Source organism: Dokdonia sp. MED134, from assembly GCF_000152925.2.
Classification (GTDB): Bacteria; Bacteroidota; Bacteroidia; order Flavobacteriales; family Flavobacteriaceae; genus Dokdonia.
On sequence record NZ_CP009301.1, the window covers coordinates 1,087,409 to 1,111,857 of the forward strand.

A 24,449-nucleotide genomic window follows, 5' to 3' on the forward strand; every position below is an offset into this window, starting at 1 on the left:
TTATATGATTTGTATCCCTTCTGAATGTAGTTGCGAGCGAAGTGCACGCACAATATCTATGGCATTTTCTGTATCACCGTGTACACATAATGTATCAACTTTAAAGGGTAGTATGTGACCCTCTAGTGATATCAAATTATCTTTCATAATCATAGGTAAAACGTGAGCAACCACATCTTGCGCATTATTTAAGACCCCCTCTGCGTGGGTGCGTGACACAAGGGTATAATCTTGATGGTATGATCTGTCTGCAAAGCCTTCAATAATGGTGGTCAAATAGGGTTTTGCAAGTTTTGCAATGACAGATTTATAAGGCACATAAATTGCGAGATTTTCATCTACACTACGTATCGCTTCAATGATGAGCATTGCTACCCTTTTGTCTATTGCTGCTTGATTATACAATGCCCCGTGCGGTTTTACGTGATGTAAATGCTGGCCATTTTCTTCGGCAAGGTGTTTGAGTTTTGAAATCTGATCAATTATAGATTCTTTAAGTACATTATCTGAGATTTCCATTATAGATCTACCAAAATTGTCCTTGTCTGGATAACTGGGATGTGCACCTATTTTTACATTATACGCTTTCGCGAAAGCGAGCACCTCTCTCATTATATCCTCATCACCAGCGTGACCACCGCAGGCTATATTACAAGAGCTTAATAAGGGCATTAAAAGAGCCTCATTACCTACTCCCTCTCCTACATCACTATTTATGTCTATCGTTTTCATAGTATACCAAAAACTTTGAGAATTGTGCGTGCTCCTAGCATAAAAACCACACACCAGATAATGACAGAAATAACATTCTGTACAAGAGAATTTGTATCACGCCCCATCACCGAACGTTTATTTACTATCCAAATTAAATATGCAGCAATTATCGGTAATAAAACTCCATTTGCCACTTGGGCAAATTGTATAATCTCAACTGGGCTATAGCCTACAGACGAAAAGAAGACCCCCAGCACCAATATAGAGATCCATATTACTCTAAATCTGGTAGCCTTAAGATTAGACTCCCACCCCATACAACCTTGCACAACATATGCTGCGGCAAGAGGTGCTGTAATTGCAGAGGTTAACCCTGCAGCTCCTAACCCCAAACCTATAAAATATCTTGCATAATCGCCAAACAGGGGCTCTAAACTTCTTGCAAGATCACCAGCATTTTTTACCTCTCCTGCTTGTATAGCAGCTGCACAAACTATAATAGCCATACTCACCAGCCCTCCTACAACTACTGCCACAATAGTATCTCTACGAGCAGCAGGTATTGCTTCTTTACCACTCCACTTTTCTGACACAAGAGAAGCGTGTAAAAATAAATTATAAGGCACTACAGTAGTACCTATTAAAGCAACAATAGTTAATAAACTCCCCTCTGGAAATGAAGGAGTAAAACTTCCTTTTAAAAGTGCTATTACATCTGGCTTAGTCATCACAGCTGTGATTAAAAAAGCCAAACTCATAATAATTACAAGCGTTACGAGTATTTTTTCTAGCACCTTATAATTACCTATAAATAAAATAATAGCAGCAAGTATACCAAGTGAGATACTCCAAGCATTAAAGGTTAAGTTACCTACAGTAAACCATCCTGAAATTCCTAGAGCTTCAATACCTAAAACTCCACCACTAAGGTTTCCTGCTTCATAAGCAGCATTACCCAGTGTTATAGCAGATAACATAAGCCCTATGGCAAAAGCTTTAAATGTTTTATTTGAAATTGTTTCTCTTATTACTCCTGCTAGTCCTTTACCAGTTACAAGACCTATACGCGCAGCCATCTCCTGTAGTATGATGGTAGCAATAATTGAGAGAAGCATAGCCCATAAGAGTGTAAATCCATATGTTGCTCCAGTTATAGTACAAACAGTTACCGTACCAGGACCAATAAATGCAGCAGCAACAAGCACTCCTGGGCCTGATATTGTCTTTCTTTTAATTTTCATTATTTGCAGTATATATACTGCGTCAAGATAATGAACTATGGGAGTTTATTAATAAAACGCACTCTAAATATCGTACCCTCATCCTTTTTACTATCTACAGAAATCTGGTCACCCATATCTTCTATTTGATTCTTTGTCATAAAAAGTCCCAGACCTTGAGCGTCCTCATTCTGATGAAAAGTCTTGTACATCCCGAAGAGTTTGTCTCCATATTTCTCTAAATCTATACCTACTCCATTATCCATTACAGATAATGTAATATCACTTGCTGAGGTAATCTCTGCAGATATGAAGACTTTAGACTGTCTTTCTTTATCACTGTACTTTATAGCATTTGAAATCAAATTAAATAAGATACTCTCAAGATAAGCTGCATTATAATTAATCTGTATATCGTCTGGAATATCATTTACAATAACTACATCCTTCTCCTTAATTTGGGTTTTAAGGTTATTTAATGCACCGTTTACATAATCATTTAAAAAAAGAAGTTTTGGAGTCTCTTCAAGATTTCTATTTGACGTTGCAATCTCGTTCAGATTGCTTATTGTATTGCTCAAGCCAGCAGAAACATCATTAAGGTAGTTAGACAGCTCAATTTTCTCCTCTTGTGACTCTGCCATATCCATAAGCTGCAATATATTCTTAAGGTTGCCGGCGTGGGTAATTAAGTTATGAGAGACAATAAGCGCAAAATTTTTGAGCCTACTGTTATGACTTTCTATAAGCTTATTTTTTTCTAAAATAAGTTGCTCCCTATGTTTTGACTCTGTAACATCTGTATGTGTACCTATAACTCGCATCGGGTTACCAGAATCATCCCACTTTACTACCTTACCTCTATCTTGTATCCATTTATAACTGCCACTAGTAGTAAATACTCGATGCTCATTAAAATAATAAGGAACCTCACCTTTAAAGTGATCTTCTATATCTTTATAATACATCTCCTTGTCATCAGGGTGAACTTGATTGTTCCAGGTATCTTCGTGAGGATCTATACTCTCACGAGTTTTTTCTAAAAGACTCAATGACTTGTCAGAATAAAATACACTCCCTTTTTCAATATCCCAATCCCATAACCCTAAATCTGAACCTTTTATAGCAAACTCATAACGCTCCTTCATTATAGCATACTCCTCTTCTGTAGCCTTTACATCTGTGATATCAGATACGTGACCTATCCAGTTTGTGCTAAACTCAGAAGAACGCTCAGGTGTTGCAAGAATTTTTATCCAGCCACTTCTACCAGATTTGAGAGTATATCTACACTCAAGTTTAAGTGGAGTTAATTCTTCAAAAGACTTTCTTCCTTTTGACCGAAGTAATTTTTGATCTTCTGGATGTATACTTACATAGGCAGATCTACCATCTTTCAAAAGATCGGGAACATTTAAGTCATAAAGCTCCATAGCATTATGACTTACATAAGGAAAATTGAATTCCTTAGTAATGTGATTAAAATTTAAATCAAAAAAGAAGCCTTCTAAATGATTCAAATATTTTTCTAAACTTTGCTGAGACTCATTAGAGGTCTCATCAAGATTCTGGGTGTTTATTTTTTGAAACATAGGGGGTGCAAGTTTAGGTCAAATTACTCTTAATTTTTGGCTTTACATCTGATTTACTTACAGATCACACAAACCATCAAAAACATCGACAAAATTACGTATTTTATCGATAAAAAGCTTGTTTTGAGATTTTAACGTTTGTTAAAACTATCCTAACCAGCCATCTCTATCTAAACTTCTGTATTGTATTGCCTCAGATATATGAGTACCCGTTACGACTTTTGAAGCTTCAAGATCTGCAATCGTTCTTGCAACTTTTAAAATACGATCATATGCTCGTGCAGAAAGATTTAATCGCTCCATAGCCGTTTTAAGTAAATCTTTAGATGCGTCATCTAGTGCACAATATTTACGTATTTGCTTCACATTCATCTGTGCGTTATAGTTTATTTTCTCGCTTTCGCGAAAGCGGTCTACCTGCAACTCTCTCGCAGCTGTCACACGTTTACGTATATCTGCACTAGACTCTGCCTTAGTCTCATCACTCAGTTTTTCAAAAGGAACTGGTGTCACTTCAATATGAATGTCAATACGGTCTAATAATGGTCCAGATATTTTACTCAAATATCGTTGCATCTCTGCAGGACTGCTTGTTACCGGTGCGTCTGGATCATTAAAATAACCTCCTGGGCTAGGGTTCATACTTGCCACAAGCATAAAACTAGATGGATATGTAACCGTAAATCGTGCTCTTGATATCGTTACTTCTCGATCTTCTAGCGGTTGTCTCATCACTTCAAGAACAGACCTTTTAAACTCTGGCAATTCATCCAAAAATAAAACACCATTATGAGATAACGATATCTCACCAGGCTGAGGGTAAGCACCGCCCCCTACTAGCGCTACATCAGATATAGTATGGTGCGGGCTTCTAAAGGGTCGCTCGCTCATTAAACCTTGATTATCTTTTACCCTACCTACTACCGAATGTATTTTTGTAGTCTCCAGCGCTTCTCGCAATGACATAGGTGGTAAAATACTGGGTAATCGCTTACTCAACATTGTTTTACCAGATCCTGGAGGGCCTATAAGAATAATGTTATGACCTCCAGCAGCAGCGATTTCCATACAACGTTTTATAGACTCCTGGCCTTTTACATCTGCAAAGTCAAATTCTGGATGTTCTAGACTTTTATAAAATTCGGCGCGGGTATCTATTACGGTTGCTTCAAGGGGTACATCTTTATCAAAAAATTGTATCACCTCGCTTATGTTCTCTACTCCATAAACCTCAAGACCATCTACTATGGCTGCTTCTTTTGCATTCTGCGATGGAAGTATAAATCCTTTAAAGCCCTCTTCACGGGCTTTTATTGCGATAGGTAATGCTCCTTTTATAGGTTGTAGTCCGCCATCAAGAGATAGCTCTCCCATTATCACATACTTATCTACCTCGTCACCTTTTATTTGCTCTGTTGCGATGAGAATTCCTATTGCGAGTGAAAGATCATATGCAGATCCTTCCTTGCGAAGATCTGCCGGTGACATATTAAGAATAAGTTTTTTTCCTGGTATTTTATAGCCGTTATTTTGAAGTGCTGCGGCAATACGATAGCTACTTTCTTTTATAGCATTATCCGGAAGTCCTACTAGATGGTATCCTACACCTTTATCTACATTTACCTCAATAGTAATAGTTGTAGCATCCACACCAAAAACGGCGCTTCCATAAACTTTTGTGAGCATTAGCTTTATAATTTGCTTAAATATAGGAAAGTAGATTGAAAGCTTAAAGCACTATCTCCTTATCGTGATTATAATATTAATCTGGGATACAGCTATTCTTTAGAATTAACTAGCAAATACTGCTTACTTGCTAAAATGTCTTTCTCATCTATATCCACAAGTTTCTTAACATTAAAGGCTGAGTATTTCTAATGAAGTAATACGAGTAAGGAAATTTCTTCGTTACATTATTAAAACTCAAATTATACAAGTATAAACTACAGGGATAGCTTTTACTTTACTTGAAATTTGTTTTATAATTCTTAATAGAACAAATTTTTAGACTTAGTCATACATATAGGGGCAAACACCCCTACTTTGGGAATGTATAGCATATTACATTTACTATAAATTAAAACTACGATTTGTTATAGTAAGTTTTTTTTAGAGTTTGCGTTTCATTTGTCTTATTGCTTAGGTCACAATGAAGATTTTAAACTTACAAATTTAGGGGTGAAAGGCATCCTTGCTTTGCAAGGGTGTTTTTCTTTTTTACAAGTTAAAAATTAACTTATTAACATTTTATTTTAAAAAAAACAAAGCTATATTTGGCCCACCTTAAGACATTAAGGCTTGGGAGCTATTTATTTAGCTATCATAAATTTAGGGGTGAAAGGCATCCCTGCTTAGCAGGGGTGTTTTTCTTTTTTACAAGTAAATTATTATTACATAAAAAAAGGTCTGAGATATATTTTATCTCAGACCTTTTTTTATGTAATAACTCGTCTATACTATTCCACTAAAATACTAAACTCAATCTTAGAATTATGAAATACTGAGTGTGTCTGCTTTGTGAAATCCTTCTCCTCTGCCTTAAAAATATTATCTACATAGGTTTGAGGATTCAAATCAATAAGTGGAAACCAAGTACTCTGTATCTGCACCTGTAACTTGTGTCCCTTTTTAAAAGTGTGAAGCACATCTTGTAACTTAACAAAAACCTCATCTTTTTTTCCGGCTACAAAAGGTTGAGGACGCTCAAAGCTTTTTCTAAAACGACCACGCATCACCTCGCTACGCACCATCTGGTGGTAACCAGCCATCTCTACTCCTTCCTCTGTTTCTTCAGTGTTAGGTACATCATCTGGATAAACATCTATAATTTTTACAATCCAGTCTGCAGATGTTCCGGTGGTAGCTACATTAAGCTTTGCCATTATATCACCTACAAGAGTAAGATCATCTTCTAGCACAGGCGTTTCATACACAAGTACGTCCTCACGAGCCGCAGCAAATCTTTGATCGTCAGACATATATTTACGTGGTGTAAATACCATCTTTTTACCTTCTGCATATGGTACTGGGTTTGCTGGATCACTTACAAACTTTTCTGCATCATACTTTGTAGAAGGACTTCCCGTAAGTGCATTATCTTTTCCTAAAAAGAAAGAAGCTTTCATTGCCTTTTTAGGTGGCCATTGCTCAAAAGACTTCCATTCTTTACTTCCTGAGTCAAAAACGTGTGCTTCTGGTAATCCTGTTGCTCCACCTTTATCACCTCCTTTTAAGAAGTGATTAAAGAATTTTGTCTCAATATCTCTTTGAAAATAGTCTGAAATATTGTCGCCAAAATAAACATTACCTACAGCCTGTCTCTTTTTGTTACGTGCCCAGTCTCCGTGACTCCAAGGTCCGAAAACAACCGTATTGTAATTATTACTACGTTTCTCGATGTTTTTGTACGTCTCCCAAGGTCCGTATAAATCTTCGGCATCATATAGTCCTCCTACAACCATTACGGCTGGCTCTATATTTTCTAGGTGCTGTATAAGCCCTCTAGATTGCCAAAACTCATCATAGTTAGGGTGTTCTTTTAATTGCGTCCAGAACTCATTAGTCTCATCATAATATTTATCTAAGTTTGACAAAGGACCTGTTTTTAAGAAAAAGTCAAACTGATCATCACTATCAAGCTTTGGAAAATCATACCAAGACTCTGTAGTAGGCTCATCTTTTTGATAACCAAAAACCGCCGTAACTCTCCAGTAACTTAACAAGTAAGCTCCGTTATGGTGAAAATCATCAAAAAAGAAATCACCTATACACGCTTGTGGTGACGCTGCTTTAAGCGCAGGGTGTCCACTCAAGAGCGAGTAGGTTGCATAAAAACCTGGGTAAGAAATTCCCCAAGTACCTACATTACCATTATTATTTTCTACATTATTAACAAGCCATTCTATAGTATCATAAGTATCACTTGCCTCATCTACCTGAGTACCTGTTTTATTAGGTATAAAAGCACGCATATTATCATACTTACCCTCACTCATCCAGCGACCACGTACATCTTGATACACAATAATATTACCCTCTTGCATTAAATAAGCATTAGGCGCTATCGCCGTACGCATCTTTCCTTCTCCATAAGGTTTAGAGCTATAAGGCGTGCGCTGCATTAAAATAGGATACGTTTTTGAAGTATCCTTTGGCGAGTAAATAGTAGTATGAAGATGCACGCCATCTCTCATTTTGATGCGTACTTCTTGTTTATTATAATGCTCAGAAACCTGATAAGTAGTGTCTAAAATAGTTTCTCGTGATTGTGCAGATGACGCTTTCGCGAAAGCAAAAAAGCATACTACACAAAGTAGTTTGAAGATGTTATTCATTTATTGGTTGTTAAAAGTTATGATGGCTTTTTCTAGCCACTTTTCATATTTTTTTGCATTAGGTGTGTACCCAACAGGTTTATTTAGGAGTGTTTCGTCGTGATCTAGCATTACGTAATAAGGCGCAGCAACAATGTTATAACGCTCTATCTGGAAGTTGCTCCACTTATTACCTACCGTTTTAATACGGCGGCCAGAAGCACTCACGCCTTGCTCCTCTTTTGGTAACTCCTCTTGTGAGTCTCCATAGAGAGAGATAAGCACAACATCGTTCTTTAGCAAGTTAAGCACCTCAGGCTTAGACCACACCAGCTCCTCCATACGACGACAATTTACACACGCCTTACCTGTAAAGTCAAGTAAAACAGGTTTATTTTCTTGACGCGCATAGGCCATACCTGCTTCATAATCTATAAAAGATAAAAGACCGTGAGGACCTATCTCTGCATTATCTGGAAACTCCTCAGACGAGTTAGACAGTGTGTTTTGTCCTCCTATACCATAAGGTGACTCTCTATAATTCATAGGTGGCGGGAAGCCGCTTATGAGTTTAAGTGGCGCACCCCAAACACCTGGTATGAGATAAAGAATAAATGCCGTCGTGAGTATACCTAGTAGCAAGCGACCTACCGAGATATGTTTTACTTCTGTATCGTGTGCTAGTTTAATTTTTCCAAATAAGTACAAGGCAAGGCCTATCATTATCGCAATTAAAAGTACTAAAAATACTTCTCTAGGCAAGTAATTACCATCTACTACAAGATCTGCATTTGATAAGAATTTGAGTGCTAGCCCTAGTTCTAAAAATCCTAGAACCACCTTTACTGTGTTAAGCCATCCGCCAGATTTTGGCAAACTATTTAACCACCCTGGAAACATTGCAAATAGTGCAAATGGCAAGGCAATCGCACTAGAGAAACCTAGCATACTTATGATAGGTGTGATACCACCCTCTGTTATAGACTGTACTAAAGCGACACCTACTATAGGTCCCGTACAGCTAAAAGAAACAATAGCGAGCGCAAGCGCCATAAAAAAGATACCTAGGTAACCACCTCTATCTGCTTTACGATCTATCTTATTTGCCCATTTTTGAGGAAGCATAATCTCAAATGCTCCAAAAAATGAAATAGCAAATACTACTAGTAATACAAAGAATACTAAATTAAAAGTAACGCTCGTAGACACCTCAACAATTGCAGTCGCGCCAAAGATTGCCGTGACCGTAAGACCTATCACCACATATATAATAATGATAGAGATACCATAAATAATCGCGTTACGTATACCAGCTGCTCTAGACTTACTTTGTTTTGTAAAGTAACTCACCGTCATAGGGATCATAGGGAACACACAAGGTGTAAATAATGCTGCCAGACCTCCTAAAAATGATAAGAAAAAGACCGTCCAGAGCCCTTTGTTGCTTGTGCTTTCATCCTCTTCATAATCATCATCGCTATCGCCTTTATCCTTTTGTGCTGGGCTAGCACCATATTTTTCAAACTCATTATAATCTGTAAAGACCTTTGCCTTTCCAGTTTTTAAGTTGTGAGCAATGTAAAAGTCTTGAGGAATACACACCTCTTTACAGACCTGATAGTTTATAACCGACTTGACAATGGTTATACTCTTGTCTGTAAGTGTAATAGGCATAGAGAGCACAGGGCTCTGCCCTACATACTTTATGACATCTTCTTCAAAAATCTCATCAAAGGCTGTCTTTGTCTCACTCTCTTGTGCAAACTTCTCGCGAGTAACTCCTGCATCCTTTTGTAAAAACTCAAAATTAAACGGAATACCAGCTGGCGATTTTTGAGCATAAATATACCATCCCTCTTCTATGGTGGCCTCGTAGTTTAAAATATATTCTGTATCAGATTTTTTCTCTACGCTACCTGCCCACTGTACTGGATCTACAGTAACTTCAGAAATCCCAAAACTAAAATCTTGTGCACTTACAGCAGTCGCCATAAGTACTATAAGCGAACTTAATATTATGAATGCTTTACGCGTCATATAGTTGTAAATTTTATCATTTTTTGTGCGTCATCAGCTACCTTAAAACGGTCATCTGCTCTGTGACCTATCACCCACACAATATCTTTATCATTACAAAGCAGCCATACGTGCTCCTTTGCTATCAAAGATACCTTTTCATCTTTTAAATACTTACTCAACTTCTTTTTTCCTTTCATCCCAAAAGGATAGAAAAAATCACCTTTTTCCCACTTCCTTATCGTGAGCGGAAATGTCAACTTTGTCGCATCTACCACTATCTCCTTTCTTGAGGTGCTCTCAAAAGTATCACTTGTCTCAAGCCTTAATGTACCAAAGTCACCTTCTATCTTACTCAGACCAGATCCCCAGGTATAAGTTGTAGATTGTGCAACGGTATTTTCTGTAAGTAATAGCACGTCTCTATCTTTTACTAAACGATGCGTTTCAGAAAATATTTGCTTACCAGATTGTGCATCAAGCAGCTCATAAACATCACTCCACGCTGTAAAATTATAAGGATGTAGTAACTGGTATAAAACCGCCTGTGGCTCCTCGTGTTTCTTTAGCGCTGGTACGTTTATTACTTGTAGTCCATCTCGTGTTGTCACATACGCTTTCCTCAAAGACACTGTGTAGATCGCTAGTAACTTATCTGTTTGACGTAAATGTTGCTGCGTGGTCTGTAAACCTTGCAAAATACCTGGTTGCGCTGCCACCATACTCGGTATGGCGTGATGCCTTAAGTGGTTGCGCACGTAGTTATCTGTTGCATTACTGCTATCCTCACGCCACGCTAGTTTTTCTTGTAATGCATATTCTTTTATACGCTTTCGCGAAAAAGGCAACAGTGGTCTCACAACCCGTTCGTTTATCTCTGGGATGCCAGTAAGGCCTTTAACGCCCGTACCGCGACCTAAGTTTATGAGAAAGGTTTCTAACTCATCATTGAGATGATGGGCAGTTAAGATATAATCCAAACCTTCGGTAGCCGAAAGTTCTTTAAACCACTGATAACGCAGCTCTCTTGCGGCGATCTGGGTTGATGTTTTTTCAATTTTCGCGTAAGCGGAAGTATCAAAACTCTTTATGTAAATAGGAATGTTATGGAGCTTGCAATAGCTTTCTACAAAAGCTTGATCACCATCACTCTCTACTCCTCTTAAATTAAAATTGCAGTGTGCTACGCGTATCGTAAGGCCTGCCTGACGACAGAGCAATAATAGGAGCATACTATCAAGCCCACCACTTACTGTGACGAGTATCTTACTATCAAGAAGAAATGGTAAATCTTGTGCGATATGGTGCTTAAAATCCTCAAGCATCCTTACACATTATACACGACCCTTAAGGGCATTAAAAACCCAAGCAATGGCAAAAAATCCAACACCTACAGAGGCAAATCCCCAGCCAGCAACATCGTTATATTTAAAAACGCCAAGACCTATAAGTCCTAAACCTACTAAAATCATTATAAAAGTGGCCCACGCCAAAACGGTATTTTTATTCATACCCATAGTTTTATTTTTAGGGAAAATCTTATGTAATAAGACAAGCTACAAATATCGGTTATTTATTGGAATTTGGGTAGTAGGTAATTTTTACAATTCTCATTTCAAGCTTGTGCTACAATACTTACCTTTATAGACAGAAAAACATTCAAGCACACACACACATTTTATGGATTTAAAATTCAATAAAAACGAAGATCATAATAAGTTACTCTTATCAGAGATGAGAAACCGCCTTGCCGAAGTAAAACTAGGTGGTGGGCAAAAACGTATAGATAAACATAAAGCTAAGGGTAAAATGACTGCCCGAGAGCGCATAGATTACCTAGTAGACAACCCAAAAAAGTGTATTGAGATTGCCGCTTTTGCTGGAGAAGGGATGTATGAAGAACACGGCGGATGCCCTTCTGGTGGTGTGGTTGTAAAAATAGGGTACGTATCTGGCAAGCAATGTCTCATCGTTGCAAATGATGCTACTGTTAAGGCCGGAGCCTGGTTCCCTATCACAGGAAAGAAAAACCTAAGAGCACAAGAAATCGCTATGGAAAATAAGCTACCTATTATCTACCTAGTAGATAGTGCAGGTGTTTATCTCCCTATGCAAGATGAGATTTTTCCAGATAAGGAGCACTTTGGACGCATCTTCCGTAACAATGCGGTAATGAGTAGTATGGGTATCACACAGATTTCTGCAGTAATGGGAAGTTGTGTTGCTGGTGGTGCATACTTACCTATTATGAGTGATGAAGCACTTATAGTGGATAAAACGGGAAGTATTTTCCTTGCGGGAAGCTACCTTGTAAAAGCAGCAATAGGTGAATCTATAGATAATGAGACACTAGGAGGAGCCACTACTCACTGTGAGATTTCTGGTGTGACAGATTATAAATCTAAAGATGACAAGGACGCTCTTAATACCATTAAAAAATTGATGGGAAAAATAGGCGATTATACAAAAGCAGGTTACAACCGTATTGAACCTGCAAAGCCTGCAAAAGATCCAGAAGAACTTTTTGGTATCCTGCCTGCCTCTCGTGCAGATCAATATGATATGCGAGACATTATAGACAGACTGGTAGACAACTCTGAGTTTGATGAGTACAAGGAGGGCTATGGGCAATCTATACTTACGGGTTATGCTCGCATTAATGGATGGGCAGTAGGTATTGTCGCAAACCAGCGCAAACTTGTAAAAACTAAAAAAGGCGAAATGCAGTTTGGCGGAGTAATCTACTCAGACAGTGCAGATAAGGCGACGCGCTTTATAGCCAACTGTAATCAGAAAAAAATACCGCTTGTATTCTTACAAGATGTAACTGGCTTTATGGTAGGTAGTAAAAGTGAGCACGGAGGTATTATAAAAGACGGAGCAAAAATGGTAAACGCTGTTTCAAATTCGGTGGTACCTAAGTTTACTATTGTTATAGGAAACTCTTACGGAGCAGGAAACTATGCAATGTGTGGTAAAGCTTACGACCCAAGGCTTATAGTAGCTTGGCCTAGTGCAGAGCTTGCCGTGATGTCTGGTAATAGTGCTGCAAAAGTATTACTACAGATAGAAACTGCCTCGCTCAAAAAGCAAGGGAAAGAAATTACACCAGAGGTAGAAAAAGAACTTTTTGACCGTATTAAGTCTCGTTATGATGATCAAGTATCACCATACTACGCAGCATCAAGAATCTGGACAGATGGCATTATAGACCCACGAGACACGCGTAAGTGGATCTCAATGGGTATCGAAGCCGCAGACCACGCTCCTATCGAGAAGCCCTTTAATCTTGGGGTGATTCAAGTGTAATCACAATAGCTGTAACAGATATGAAGGTTGTTCGTTTACTCTATAAACGAACAACCTTTTTTTATGTCTTATAACAACGAACTCATTGCAAAAAAGCCTTGGCTGCATCGCAACTGGAAGTGGTTTGTGCCCACCACTCTTATCATTGTTTGTTTTACACTATTCATTATGGCTGCTGGTGATTTTATAAACGCAATGGGAACTGCAATGGCAGATCCAGAACTTATTGAGAAAGCTAGAGAAGAAGCAGAAAAGAATAAGGAGGTAACGACCTACTTTGGATCACCGTTACAAATAGGCAATATTATAGATGGTGATGTTCTCATAGATGATAAAGCAAAAACCATACGCATTACTGTCCCTCTTAAAGGAAACAAAGGTTCAGGCAAGATTGATATTTATGCACATCTTACTGAGGAAAAATGGCAGCACGACTCTATAGATGTTCGTCTTAAAAAACCAGAAAAGCGCACCTTTAAGGTATTGCGATAATTAACTCAACTCCTTAAAATACCTCCTCGCTTCCTTCATCACTCTTGGTGCGAGATACAAGGTTGCAATCATCGTTGGTATTGCCATTATGGCAAAAAACCCGTCTATCAAGTTAATCATCATACTAAGTGATGTGGTCGCTCCTATCAAGATACTTGCGATGTAAGCGATGTTATAATACTTCTTATTATGCGCTCCAAAAAGAAAACTCAAGCACTTTGTCCCATAGTAACTATATGAGAAAAGCGATGAGATACTAAACACGGCGATGCACAATAGTAAGATGTATTTTCCTGCGGGTGATAACGCTTTCGCGAAAGCGGAAGCCGTAAGCGTAACTCCATTTGCATCTGTAGTTTGCCACACGTCTGTTACCAAAATTGCAAGCGCCGTAAGTGTACACACCACAATGGTATCTATTGCAGGGCCTAGCATTGCCACCAGTCCTTCACGTATGGGTTGTGCAGTTTTTGCAGCGCCGTGCGCCATAGGTGCCGTACCTACACCAGCCTCGTTTGAAAAAGCACCACGTTTAATACCGAGTAATATGAGACCACCTACCACGCCACCCAGCAGTTTATCTCCTGTATAAAAATCGGCAGAGAAGGCATCTGTAAATATGAGACCCAGATATTTAGGAACTACATCTATGTTTACAAAGAGTATAGCCATTACTGCTACAAAGTAAATAAAGACCATCGCAGGCACTAGTCTTGATGCAGTTTTAGAAATACGATCGAGTCCGCCTAGTATGACAACTGATGTGATAGCAACAAGCACAAGCCCGATAATCAAGTTAGAAGTAAAACCCACCTCAACACCCTGAGGTACGAGCAATATATCATTTACCGCCTGCGTGAGTTGGTTTACATTAAAAACCGGTAATGCTCCCACGAGTCCCGCAATGCTGAAGATTACGGCAAGTGGTTTCCAAGCCTTACCCATTCCTTCTGTGATAAAATACATAGGTCCACCCTGTGTTTTGCCCTCACTATCTTTACCTCTATACATTATGGCAAGTGAGCCTGTAAAAAACTTTGTTGCCATACCCACAATGGCACTCATCCACATCCAGAAAACAGCACCTGGACCTCCTATAGCAATTGCCACTGCAACACCTGCGATGTTACCCATACCTACGGTTGCACTAAGCGCTGTAGTGAGCGCCTGAAAGTGTGTGATCTCTCCTTCATCATTTTCTCCATCATATTTGCCTCGCAATACTGCAACAGCGTGACCTAGGTATCTAAATGGCAAAAATCTCGAATAGATGAGTAAAAACAGACCGCCACCTATAAGTAAGCACACGAGCGGGATTCCCCACATAGCGCTAGAAAAATCTGCTATAAGTTCATTAGCCTGATCGTAAAATGATGGTTGTGCTTGCATACAAGATCTATTTATATGGTGAAGTAACAAAAATTAAGAGCAGTTTACCAAAACGTTCACATATATTTTTGAACAGGCATTTGTTTTCGTCACTAAATTTACTCTTATGACACTCACCGCCAGCCAAATCGAGAACATCCTAAGAAACCCAGAGGAAACTGCAGCCGCAGCAAATCTCATTTACGTCTCTGATGCAGACCTCAACATAAGAAGGAAAAAGAAGAAGAAAAACTTTCACTATTACTTTAATGATAAGCCTCTTAAGGACAAAAAGGAATTAGAGCGCATCAATAATCTTGTGATACCGCCTAACTGGGATAAAGTGCGCATTGCATATCCTCCTAACGGACATTTACAAGTGGTAGGTCGCGATGCTAAAAACAGAAAAGTATACCGCTATCACGACCTATGGTCAAAAATTAGAAACCAAACTAAGTTTTATAAACTAGCCAATTTTGGAAACGCACTGCCTAGCATACGCGAGCGCATAGATGAGGATCTTGATGCTCCAGAGATGTCAAAACGCAAGGTGCTTGCACTTGTCCTCAGGCTTATGGAAGAAACTCACATACGTATAGGTAACGACTACTACGCAAAGCGCAATAAAACCTACGGCCTCTCTACCTTACGCACCAGACACGTGACAACTACCAAAGAAAAAATCCGCTTTGAGTTTGTGGGTAAAAAAGGCAAAAAGCACAACATCACCCTACGCAATAAGAAACTAGCAAAACTTGTAAACCGTTGCGAAGAAATACCTGGCTGGGAGTTATTTCAATTTTATGATACAAATGGCGAAAAGCACCGCGTAGATAGCACGATGGTAAACGATTACATACACGAGCTGAGTGGTGACTTATTTTCGGCAAAAGATTTTAGAACTTGGGGAGCCACAAAGACTTTTTTTGAAACCGTGCACGACCTAGGCTACACAAAAGACGAAAAAGAAAACAAAGCAAACATACTCACCGCCTTTGATGCCGCTGCAGAGGCTCTAGGCAATACACGCAATGTATGTCGCAAGTACTATGTGCATCCTCAAATAGTAGATGCCTATGAGTCTGGATCTATCGTCGCTGAGTTTAAAAAGGTAGATGCTCACCAAGGCGCAAGACCATTTTTTACAGAAACTGAGGAGGTATTACTGCAAATGATTTCAAAGTTTGAATTAGATTTTAGCAAGTGATATAAGTACGCTTTCGCGAAAGCGTAACACAAAAAAAGCCCCTTCGTAACGAAAGGGCTTATTAATTTTTAAGATGCTATGCTGTTATTTTGCAAGGTATGTGAGCACGTTTTTCTCGATACGCTCTTGAATGTTTGAAGTATCCGCTTTCGCGAAAGCGTCACCTGTAATATTCTCATACAACTCAATATATCTTTCTGATACAGTCTCTATGTACTCATCTGTCATCTCAGGCACCGTTTGTCCTTCTAGACCTTGAAAGTTATTTGAGATAAGCCACTGTCTCACAAACTCTTTAGATAGTTGTTTTTGAGCTTCGCCAGCTGCCTGACGTTCCTCATAACCTTCGGCATAGAAGTAACGAGAAGAGTCTGGTGTATGTATCTCATCTATGAGAACAATCTCACCATCTGCGGTTTTTCCAAATTCATACTTCGTATCTACCAATATAAGTCCTCTAGATGCTGCAATCTCACTTCCTCTTTGAAAAAGCTTGCGTGTGTAATCTTCAAGCACGAGGTAATCCTCTTCTGAAACAATGTTCTTTTTTATGATATCCTCTCTTGAGATATCCTCATCGTGGTCACCCATCTCTGCCTTAGTAGCTGGTGTGATGATAGGCTCTGGAAAGACATCATTTTCTTTCATTCCTTCTGGCATAGCAACACCACAAAGTATTCTCCTACCCGCTTTATACTCTCTAGCCGCGTGCCCAGACATATAGCCACGTATTACCATCTCCACTTTAAAAGGCTCACATCGCTTCCCTATTGCCACATTAGGATCTGGAGTAGCCACGAGCCAGTTAGGCACGAGATCTTCTGTATCCTTCATCATTTTAGTAGCAATCTGATTTAAGATTTGTCCCTTAAAAGGAATTCCTTTAGGCATTACAACGTCAAAGGCGCTTAGCCTATCTGTTGCAACCATAAGTAATAAATCATCTTCGAGTGTGTAGACTTCTCTCACTTTACCCTTGTAGATAGATTTCTGACCAGGGAAGTTAAAATTAGTGTCTGTAATAGTGTTCACTATAGGTTGGTTTGAACGGTTGTATTAATCCTTTTGAGGTATTAAAACAACACGATTAGTTATTCTTCAAAAGTAAAATTCTGAATGATATATTACGAATTAAAAGTATAGAAATATGTTAGTCGTTTCTATTTTCTATCTCGCGATAAGCCGCAATCATTTTCTTTACTAGAGGATGGCGCACCACATCTTTATCATCAAGATAAATCATCCCTACTCCCTTTACGGTTTTGAGGATAAGCAACGCTTCCTTAAGACCACTGGTGACACGTCTAGGTAAATCTATCTGCCCTGGATCTCCAGTAATCATAAACTTTGCATTACGTCCCATACGAGTAAGGAACATCTTCATCTGGGCGTGTGTTGTGTTTTGAGCTTCATCAAGTATCACAAAAGCATTATCAAGTGTACGACCACGCATAAATGCCATAGGTGCAATTTGTATCACTCCTTTCTCAATAAAGGTCTCTAGTTTTTCACTAGGTATCATATCCCTAAGGGCATCATAAAGTGGTTGCATATAAGGGTCGAGCTTCTCCTTCATATCACCAGGCAGAAAACCTAAATTTTCTCCAGCCTCTACAGCAGGCCTTGTGAGTATAATACGTTTTACTCGCTTCTCTTTGAGCGCTTTTACGGCTAGTGCAACGCCTACATATGTTTTACCGGTACCGGCAGGACCTATCGCAAAGGTTAGATCATTCTTTTTTGAAAGCTCTACCAGTTTACGCTGGTTTGCCGTTTGTGGTTTTATGAGTTTACCACTCACGCCGTGTACTAGCACATCGCCACTCTCTACAGGCGTCTCATAATCTTCTTTACTCACACTTGTAAGTACGCGCTCTATTGAGTTTTCATCTATCTTATTATACTTCCCAAAGTGATCCATAAGCATCGTCATACGCATATCAAACTCTTCTAGAAGATCTTCATCTCCGTAAGCTTTGATTTTATTACCTCTAGCTACTATTTTGAGTTTAGGAAAATACTGCTTAAGGAGTTCTATATTAGCATTGCGCTGTCCAAAAAATTCGCGCGGATTGATTTCTGAGAGTTCTAAGATTAATTCGTTCAAAAGGCAGAAGGATTTAGTGAGTTACGTCCGTAAAATATTTTAGCTTTGTTTACTACCAAAATACGCATTTTTTAATCACCAAAACACGAGTTCAACACGCTGTTAACGATTAAATAATAAACAATGATGGTTTATAACTATTTTAAACAAGTAACTCTTTAAGAAAACAAAGCACAATACCTTATATGAAATTAATCACTCTTACAACAGACTATGGCGAGAAAGATCCTTTTGCAGGAGCCGTAAAAGGAGCGATTTACTCAGAGCTAGAGGATGTGTGTATTGTAGATATATCGCACTCTGTATCGCCTTTTCATCTTATGGAGGCAGCTTATATAATTCAAAATGCGTATCAAAATTTCCCAAAAGGGTCCATACACGTTATAGGTGTAGACAGCGAGCTCACCCCAGAAACAAACCACATAGCCGTAAAACTAGATGGTCATTATTTTATATGTGCAAATAATGGTATCATATCGCTACTCACAAAAGATATTGTACCTGAAGAAAAAGTAGAGATAAACATACACGACCGTACACTTACTAACTTTACTGTACTAGATGTGTTTGTAAAGACAGCCTGTCATATCGCACGCGGCGGCACCCTTGGTGTGATAGGTAAAAACATAGATAATATAAGACAACTTACAGGTATCGCACCTGTTATAAACACGGCTCGCAACCAGATATCTGGTAATGTCATTTATATAGATAACTATGGTAATGTGGTAAGTAACATCACAAAAAAATTATTTGACGAAGTAGGCAAAGGTCGCAGCTTTAAGCTTGAAGCACGTGGTGCAGATATCACAAAAATCTATAAGCAGTATAGCGATGCTATAAACTTTGACATAGAAAAGTCTAAGCGAGAAGAGGAAGGTAAGAAACTAGCCGTTTTTAACTCTGGTGGTTACATCGAGCTTGCTATTTATAAAAGTAACCCAAGCACTGTAGGAAGTGCTGCTAGTCTCTTTGGCCTCAATTATAGAGACACGGTAATGATAAACTTTACAGATAAATGATCGTAAGACTGGTAAAATTACGCTTTCGCGAAAGCGAGATACCCTCTTTTTTAAACAATTTTGAAAAGGTGAAAAGTGATATACGTGCTTTTAAAGGTTGTCTCTACTTAGAACTACTGCAAGATGCCGAAGATCCTTCTATATTCTTTACGCACAGTCACTGGGAATCTAACGAGGCTCTGCAGGGTTATCGCAACTCAGATCTCTTTAAAGGCATATGGGCAAACACGAAGCCAAAATTTTCTGGAAAACCAGAAGCCTGGAGTACAAATTCTCTTGATAAACAAGATTAGAGCTCTGGCACCTTGCGCAATGAAGAAGGAGGAATACCATACTTTTCTTTAAAAATTTTTGAGAAGTAGCTCCTACTGGATAGTCCAAGTGCATACACAACCTCAGAGACATTCTTATCTTCTGAGGTGAGCATTGTTAAGGCACGTTTTAATCGATACTCTTTTATATAATCATTTACGGTCATCCCGTAATTGCGTTTAAAACCATCTTGTAACCTATAAGCTTCTATACCTACAGCTTCGGCAATTTCTGGTATGGTCTCAAGTTTTGAAATGTTATTTTCTATATAGTTTACGGCAGCTACCACAGTATCCATATCTGATAGTCTTAATGTGGTACGTTTATTACCTTCTAGCGAGTCCTCCCTATACAGTTTAAGCATAAGTGAAGTACACTCAAGTGCCTTTGCTCCTAGGTAATTAGTACGAACCAGACCTTGATCTTCGTTATTGAGAATACTGTCTATGATATCAGAAATTTGTAGACTATAGTAACCTTTATGGGTAATTTGGGTTAGCCCATTTACATCTGCAAAAAGTGGATAGTAAGCTGCATCTATCTTATTAAGGTCATACGACAACTGCTCTTGAAACTTAACTTTATTTATCTCCAAATAACAAACAACGGCAGGACTATCTTTTTTTATAATATAAATCTGGTCTTCCTCATATGTAGGTGCGGCAATAAGATGCTCTGCGCGACGTATGGCAATCTCTTCTTCGCTAGAAGAAAACTTATGAGCAATCTCCCCTTTCATACAATATATGAACCTGAGAGAGTTTATACCATTATTCTCAAAATAGAACTCGGTATCATCGTGCATATCACAGTTTATGATATGTAAACCTATACCGTTAGGGAAATTAATACCCTTTATCTCTCCAGTACCTATGTGCGATGGTATCTTTACTGCAAACTCTCCAAAACTATTCGTAAAATTTACGCCAAAGGCCCCTGCAATCTCAGGTACAAAGTCATCTACCTGTTCTATTTTAAGTTTGTAAGATTTCATAAGTCTCTATAAAAAAGTAAATCGTAGTAATGATATGAGGTGATACTACATTGTGGGCTTTTTATAAGCCTTTTTAAAGTGTTCAAAAATATGAATGGCACTTACACCAGCCTTATCTATATCCTCACTTGTAAACTTGCAACTCAATACAGCCTCCTTAAATGATTTCCATCTAGTAGCAGCTACTTTTGTGTCTGTGTTATAAAAATAATGCGCTTCTATATGAGACAACTTCTCACAAGATTGTAGTTTTTTACTCATCATCATACCCCCCATCATAGATCCCTCTATTACATATAAAGCTCCTACGAGCGTACCTAAGTCACGAGGGCCTGTTATAGCTGTAGGTTGTGGTAATGGGAAGTTAGAAAAACCAGCTATATCCTTTGCCAGTGCATTTGTTTTTTGATAACCAGCAAAGGGCTTAAGTTCGTCTGGCAAGTTATCATAACGTGCGTTTATAAAATCTTCAACCGCCTTGTAAACAGAAAAGTTTTGCCTCAAGAGCTCTTCGTATTGCGCTTGATTTATACTGCCATCCATTATAAAGCCCGTAAGGTTATCTTCTTCTACCTCATCGTGTATCGCTTTAGTTTTTTCTTTGAGATGTTCTAATATCATAGGGATTTTTTAATTTTTTCTAGGTGTTCTCTTATTTTGGCAATGCGCTCTTGATGAGTGATATTTTCTTTATTTATATCATCCATATAATTCTTGATATCACTAACGAGATCTGTACTTTGTTTTATTCTATTTCTCGTATTCTGAACTATAACTGGTCTATTCTTAATTTTATCAATATATGGTGATAGTTTTGAGGCCAGTACGTTTATATGCTTTTTGAGTATGAAGCCATCTGCACCATTTAAAATAGTCTCTGCCGCCAGCTCCTCATCTTGTAAGGTGCCTGTAACAAATAGAAAAATAGCTGTAGGCGATTTACCTCTAGATACCTCTAGAACCTCCATACCCGTACAAGTAGGCAGGTTATAATCCGAAATTATGAGTTGAGGATTAAACGTTTTAATAGCAACATCAAGATCTGAAAGATTATCTACAACTTGAACTTTATAATTTTTATCTAGTTTATGAATCTGCCTAGTAATCAAAACAGCATCAGACTCTGTGTCTTCTACTAGCAATATATGTACTTCTGTTGTCATAACTATTTATTTAACGTAAGCCAGTAGCTCGAGATTATGGGTAATCGTTCTTTGAGTTCTGTATAGCTTTTAGGTTTCTCTAGATAACTATTTGCACCGTATGCATATGCTTTATCCCTATCACTTAGCTGGTCTGAAGAACTCATTATCACAACAGGCGAGTTTGTAAAAAGTGGCAGCCTACGGATTTCTTTTAGTAATGATAGCCCATCTAATTTAGGCATTTTGATATCTAAGAATATAAGATCTGGAGTATTTTTTACATCATTAAACTCTTGAAACCAAGTAAGTGCTTTAAGAGAATCTTCTATAATATGTGTTTTTACTAAAGGCATCTCACGTTCAAAAATACGCTTCATCAATGCACAATCATTAGGGTTATCTTCTACAGAAACTATAAATCCTTTCATTATCTAACTGGGAGTTGAAAATAAAATGTTGCTCCTTGATGCTCCTTACTCTCTGCCCAAATGACTCCTTGATGCTTATCAATAACACGTTGTGCAATCGCAAGCCCTATACCAGATCCCTCAAATTCGTCTTTTACGAGTCTGTTAAAAACACCGAAAATTTTTTCCTTGTGATCTTCATTAAAGCCTATACCATTATCACGCACGTAGTAAACTGCTGGTGATTTATCTTTTAAAACACCTATATGTACAGATGGTTTTTGTACTGTATGGCTATACTTTAAGGCATTGCCTATAAGGTTAATTAAAAGCTGAAAAATCATACCTCTATCTCCATATGCTTTAGGCAAATCTGCTTCTACCTCTATGGTAGTATTGCTATATTTTTTTTCAAGTTGTAAAAATTGTATCACCTCATTTACTAGTTCTTGCATATCAAAAACTCCCATAGCTGTCTGATCCTTGCCTATTCCAGAAAAAGCAAGTATATCATCTATAAGCGTGTTCATCTTACTTGTTGAGTCTATAATAGTCTGTATGGCATTCTTACCATAATCGTCTAGAGCATCAAAATAATCTTCTTTAATAATTTGAGCAAATCCATCTATACCCCTTAGTGGCGATCTCAGATCGTGAGAAACGCTATAACTAAAAGACTCTAACTCTTTATAGGCTTCCTTTAATTTATCATTAAGTTCTTTTACTTCTTGATATCTACTTATAATGATATTAGATATACTTGTTTTTAAGGCTTGAGCAGATGCAATTTCATAATCTTTCCAAGGCAACGAGGTAAGTACTTGCTCTTGGTTCCACTTTTCAAAAGACTTACGAGGGCTTAAGCGCTTATTCTTTTCGGCAACGGCCTTTTCTGGATTTCCACCCCAAGAAATCACTTGTTTTAGTTCTGGTTTAAACCAAAGAAGGCAGTCCTTTTGTCCTTTTGCAATAAAAACACATAACACGCCAGAAGCCATTTTGGCGAAAGCCTCACCTTTCTCATATACTTTAGCAAGATTTTGAGTTGTATATGTATTACCTAGTTGCGTTGTGTATATCCAGTCTATGAGATTTTTTATGTCTTCTCTACTAGGTGTATCACCCACTGTAGACAGTGTGTTTTCTAAAAACACAGCCCCACCTGTAGCTTCTGTGATGGTTAGCATAGATGTAGGTTTTTTTGTTAAACCTCCCTGCACATCCCACTCATTACTCATTTGTTCTACAAGTTTTGCTCGACTTGCTGTGGTGGTATTAATACGCGCAAGAACCTCGTTTGAAGAACGTAAAGTAAGCTGCGTAGAAAAAACTTGAGTCAAAAATTTTATAGTTTGCCGCTGGTAATAATTTGTAAACTTAGAGCTGTAATGGTGGCAAGCTATAAGCCCCCATAAAGTTCCATTACTTACAATAGCAGCAGTAAGAGTAGCTCCTACTTTCATATTCTCTAGATACTCTATATGTATAGGAGAAGAGGCTCTAGACTCACAATGCGTGAGGTCTAATGGCTGCCCCTGCTCATCAAGCTCGGGAAATACGGCAGATGTCTGAGAGGCAACATCTGCAATGATGCGCACCCCTTGCTTTAAAAAGCTTTTACGAGCCTGCTGTGGAATATCTGTAGCAGGATAATGCATTCCTAGCCAACTTTCTAATACCTCTTCACGAGACTCAGAGATGATAGTGCCATTCCAGTTTTGATCAAATTTATAAAGCATTACACGGTCATAACCGGTTAAGCTTTTTATGAGATTTGCCGTTTTATCACACATCTCACTCACTGTAATAGCTTGACTAAGATCTGTAATAATATCTGAAAGCTGTCGCTGTATTATATGAGCTTCTGCTTGCGCTACTATAGGTTCTAGCTCTATATAAATAAGATTTTCTCTATAGTGAGTAATCACTACATATCTCTTTCCTACAACTTCGGCTTCAATAGTCTGAGTATTTTTACCTTCAATATGCGATGCAATGGTAGGAGCACTAGGTCCAAAAATATCTTTAAGCGTGATTGTATGAATGTCTTCACGCTTTCGCGAAAGCAAATCAAATACATTTTCAGATGCACGCACAAGTTGTTTATTAAGTACATCTATCACAAAGAGATAGGCGTGTGATTGTACTTGACCTAGTAAATGTATAGGCTCCTTGTCACAATTAGTAAGGTCTATTTTCTTTGGATATAAAGTAGAAGGGCCTGACATATG

Annotated in this window: 21 protein-coding genes; 5 read left to right on the forward strand and 16 right to left on the reverse strand. The window is 38.3% G+C overall.

What is annotated here, in order from left to right; translation table 11 throughout:
* From pxpA to MED134_RS04800, 8 genes are all read right to left on the reverse strand, one after another.
* Positions 1–732 (reverse strand): 5-oxoprolinase subunit PxpA, encoded by a 732-nt coding sequence (gene pxpA / locus MED134_RS04765; protein WP_021778498.1) that lies wholly within the window; start codon positions 730–732, stop codon positions 1–3.
* Positions 729–1,955: an Nramp family divalent metal transporter gene (locus tag MED134_RS04770; RefSeq protein ID WP_021778497.1), complete on the reverse strand. Its 1,227-nt coding sequence runs from the start codon at positions 1,953–1,955 to the stop codon at positions 729–731. Before MED134_RS04770 ends, pxpA begins: the two co-directional genes overlap by 4 nt.
* Positions 1,956–1,990: 35 nt before the next feature.
* A complete protein-coding gene (locus MED134_RS04775; protein WP_021778496.1) occupies positions 1,991–3,526 on the reverse strand; it encodes a PAS domain-containing protein in 1,536 nt (511 codons plus the stop codon).
* A 147-nt stretch (positions 3,527–3,673) separates the two neighbouring features.
* Positions 3,674–5,212: a YifB family Mg chelatase-like AAA ATPase gene (locus MED134_RS04780; protein WP_021778495.1), complete on the reverse strand. Its 1,539-nt coding sequence runs from the start codon at positions 5,210–5,212 to the stop codon at positions 3,674–3,676.
* Positions 5,213–5,982: 770 nt separating this feature from the next.
* Positions 5,983–7,860, reverse strand: coding sequence for a CocE/NonD family hydrolase (locus MED134_RS04785; RefSeq protein WP_021778494.1), 1,878 nt, complete (start codon positions 7,858–7,860; stop codon positions 5,983–5,985).
* Positions 7,861–9,876 carry a protein-disulfide reductase DsbD family protein gene (locus tag MED134_RS04790; RefSeq protein ID WP_021778493.1) on the reverse strand — a complete coding sequence of 672 codons (2,016 nt, stop codon included), beginning with the start codon at positions 9,874–9,876 and terminating at the stop codon, positions 7,861–7,863.
* Positions 9,873–11,180: a tRNA lysidine(34) synthetase TilS gene (tilS, locus tag MED134_RS04795; protein WP_038597123.1), complete on the reverse strand. Its 1,308-nt coding sequence runs from the start codon at positions 11,178–11,180 to the stop codon at positions 9,873–9,875. The genes MED134_RS04790 and tilS overlap by 4 nt, the downstream gene beginning before the upstream one ends.
* A 9-nt stretch (positions 11,181–11,189) precedes the next feature.
* A complete protein-coding gene (locus tag MED134_RS04800; protein ID WP_021778491.1) occupies positions 11,190–11,372 on the reverse strand; it encodes a CAL67264 family membrane protein in 183 nt (60 codons plus the stop codon).
* Between the two features lie 163 nt (positions 11,373–11,535).
* Between MED134_RS04800 and MED134_RS04805 the strand changes: the two genes are divergently transcribed.
* Together MED134_RS04805 and MED134_RS04810 are read left to right on the forward strand one after the other, a co-directional pair.
* Positions 11,536–13,164, forward strand: a complete 1,629-nt coding sequence (locus MED134_RS04805; protein WP_021778490.1) for an acyl-CoA carboxylase subunit beta — start codon at positions 11,536–11,538, stop codon at positions 13,162–13,164.
* 63 nt (positions 13,165–13,227) lie between these two features.
* On the forward strand, positions 13,228–13,656 hold the full coding sequence (locus MED134_RS04810) for a cytochrome c oxidase assembly factor Coa1 family protein (protein WP_021778489.1): 429 nt from the start codon (positions 13,228–13,230) through the stop codon (positions 13,654–13,656).
* On the opposite strand, the gene MED134_RS04815 is transcribed toward MED134_RS04810, so the two are convergent.
* Positions 13,657–15,045, reverse strand: a complete 1,389-nt coding sequence (locus MED134_RS04815; protein ID WP_021778488.1) for an alanine/glycine:cation symporter family protein — start codon at positions 15,043–15,045, stop codon at positions 13,657–13,659. It lies immediately after the preceding gene.
* Between the two features lie 106 nt (positions 15,046–15,151).
* On the opposite strand from MED134_RS04815, the gene MED134_RS04820 reads away from it, so the two are divergent.
* Entirely contained in the window at positions 15,152–16,231 is a 1,080-nt protein-coding gene (locus tag MED134_RS04820; RefSeq protein WP_021778487.1) for a DNA topoisomerase IB, read from the forward strand.
* Positions 16,232–16,315: 84 nt separating this feature from the next.
* On the opposite strand, the gene MED134_RS04825 is transcribed toward MED134_RS04820, so the two are convergent.
* Both MED134_RS04825 and MED134_RS04830 read right to left on the reverse strand, forming a co-directional pair.
* A complete protein-coding gene (locus tag MED134_RS04825) occupies positions 16,316–17,266 on the reverse strand; it encodes a phosphoribosylaminoimidazolesuccinocarboxamide synthase (protein ID WP_148305632.1) in 951 nt (316 codons plus the stop codon).
* Between the two features lie 115 nt (positions 17,267–17,381).
* Complete coding sequence (locus tag MED134_RS04830) at positions 17,382–18,338, reverse strand: PhoH family protein (protein WP_021778485.1); 957 nt, start codon at positions 18,336–18,338, stop codon at positions 17,382–17,384.
* Between the two features lie 185 nt (positions 18,339–18,523).
* Between MED134_RS04830 and MED134_RS04835 the strand changes: the two genes are divergently transcribed.
* Positions 18,524–19,360, forward strand: coding sequence for an S-adenosyl-l-methionine hydroxide adenosyltransferase family protein (locus MED134_RS04835; protein ID WP_021778484.1), 837 nt, complete (start codon positions 18,524–18,526; stop codon positions 19,358–19,360).
* The gene (locus MED134_RS04840; protein ID WP_021778483.1) at positions 19,357–19,653 is read left to right on the forward strand and encodes a putative quinol monooxygenase; all 297 of its coding nucleotides are present in this window, start codon (positions 19,357–19,359) and stop codon (positions 19,651–19,653) included. Before MED134_RS04835 ends, MED134_RS04840 begins: the two co-directional genes overlap by 4 nt.
* Here MED134_RS04840 and MED134_RS04845 read toward each other — a convergent pair.
* From MED134_RS04845 to MED134_RS04865, 5 genes are read right to left on the reverse strand one after another with little or no spacing between them, the layout of a single operon-like run.
* On the reverse strand, positions 19,650–20,666 hold the full coding sequence (locus tag MED134_RS04845) for a helix-turn-helix domain-containing protein (protein WP_021778482.1): 1,017 nt from the start codon (positions 20,664–20,666) through the stop codon (positions 19,650–19,652). The two genes, MED134_RS04840 and MED134_RS04845, sit on opposite strands and share 4 nt — an antisense overlap.
* A gap of 45 nt (positions 20,667–20,711) precedes the next feature.
* Positions 20,712–21,287: a biliverdin-producing heme oxygenase gene (locus tag MED134_RS04850; protein ID WP_021778481.1), complete on the reverse strand. Its 576-nt coding sequence runs from the start codon at positions 21,285–21,287 to the stop codon at positions 20,712–20,714.
* A complete protein-coding gene (locus MED134_RS04855; protein WP_021778480.1) occupies positions 21,284–21,829 on the reverse strand; it encodes a response regulator in 546 nt (181 codons plus the stop codon). Before MED134_RS04855 ends, MED134_RS04850 begins: the two co-directional genes overlap by 4 nt.
* 2 nt (positions 21,830–21,831) lie before the next feature.
* Positions 21,832–22,239, reverse strand: a complete 408-nt coding sequence (locus tag MED134_RS04860) for a response regulator (RefSeq protein WP_021778479.1) — start codon at positions 22,237–22,239, stop codon at positions 21,832–21,834.
* On the reverse strand, positions 22,239–24,446 hold the full coding sequence (locus tag MED134_RS04865) for an ATP-binding protein (RefSeq protein ID WP_021778478.1): 2,208 nt from the start codon (positions 24,444–24,446) through the stop codon (positions 22,239–22,241). Before MED134_RS04865 ends, MED134_RS04860 begins: the two co-directional genes overlap by 1 nt.
* Positions 24,447–24,449: the final 3 nt, after the last annotated feature.

What these genes read in the sequence shown, in the direction of transcription:
- MED134_RS04860 (WP_021778479.1), bottom strand. Translation starts at nt 22,239, where the DNA reads ATGAAAGGATTTATAGTTTCTGTAGAAGATAACCCTAATGATTGTGCA.
- MED134_RS04815 (WP_021778488.1), bottom strand. Translation starts at nt 15,045, where the DNA reads ATGCAAGCACAACCATCATTTTACGATCAGGCTAATGAACTTATAGCA.
- MED134_RS04840 (WP_021778483.1), top strand. Translation starts at nt 19,357, where the DNA reads ATGATCGTAAGACTGGTAAAATTACGCTTTCGCGAAAGCGAGATACCC.
- MED134_RS04785 (WP_021778494.1), bottom strand. Translation starts at nt 7,860, where the DNA reads ATGAATAACATCTTCAAACTACTTTGTGTAGTATGCTTTTTTGCTTTC.
- MED134_RS04855 (WP_021778480.1), bottom strand. Translation starts at nt 21,829, where the DNA reads ATGACAACAGAAGTACATATATTGCTAGTAGAAGACACAGAGTCTGAT.
- MED134_RS04780 (WP_021778495.1), bottom strand. Translation starts at nt 5,212, where the DNA reads ATGCTCACAAAAGTTTATGGAAGCGCCGTTTTTGGTGTGGATGCTACA.
- MED134_RS04820 (WP_021778487.1), top strand. Translation starts at nt 15,152, where the DNA reads ATGACACTCACCGCCAGCCAAATCGAGAACATCCTAAGAAACCCAGAG.
- MED134_RS04770 (WP_021778497.1), bottom strand. Translation starts at nt 1,955, where the DNA reads ATGAAAATTAAAAGAAAGACAATATCAGGCCCAGGAGTGCTTGTTGCT.
- MED134_RS04845 (WP_021778482.1), bottom strand. Translation starts at nt 20,666, where the DNA reads ATGAAATCTTACAAACTTAAAATAGAACAGGTAGATGACTTTGTACCT.
- MED134_RS04805 (WP_021778490.1), top strand. Translation starts at nt 11,536, where the DNA reads ATGGATTTAAAATTCAATAAAAACGAAGATCATAATAAGTTACTCTTA.
- MED134_RS04800 (WP_021778491.1), bottom strand. Translation starts at nt 11,372, where the DNA reads ATGGGTATGAATAAAAATACCGTTTTGGCGTGGGCCACTTTTATAATG.
- MED134_RS04790 (WP_021778493.1), bottom strand. Translation starts at nt 9,876, where the DNA reads ATGACGCGTAAAGCATTCATAATATTAAGTTCGCTTATAGTACTTATG.
- MED134_RS04810 (WP_021778489.1), top strand. Translation starts at nt 13,228, where the DNA reads ATGTCTTATAACAACGAACTCATTGCAAAAAAGCCTTGGCTGCATCGC.
- MED134_RS04775 (WP_021778496.1), bottom strand. Translation starts at nt 3,526, where the DNA reads ATGTTTCAAAAAATAAACACCCAGAATCTTGATGAGACCTCTAATGAG.
- MED134_RS04835 (WP_021778484.1), top strand. Translation starts at nt 18,524, where the DNA reads ATGAAATTAATCACTCTTACAACAGACTATGGCGAGAAAGATCCTTTT.
- tilS (WP_038597123.1), bottom strand. Translation starts at nt 11,180, where the DNA reads ATGCTTGAGGATTTTAAGCACCATATCGCACAAGATTTACCATTTCTT.
- pxpA (WP_021778498.1), bottom strand. Translation starts at nt 732, where the DNA reads ATGAAAACGATAGACATAAATAGTGATGTAGGAGAGGGAGTAGGTAAT.
- MED134_RS04850 (WP_021778481.1), bottom strand. Translation starts at nt 21,287, where the DNA reads ATGATATTAGAACATCTCAAAGAAAAAACTAAAGCGATACACGATGAG.
- MED134_RS04865 (WP_021778478.1), bottom strand. Translation starts at nt 24,446, where the DNA reads ATGTCAGGCCCTTCTACTTTATATCCAAAGAAAATAGACCTTACTAAT.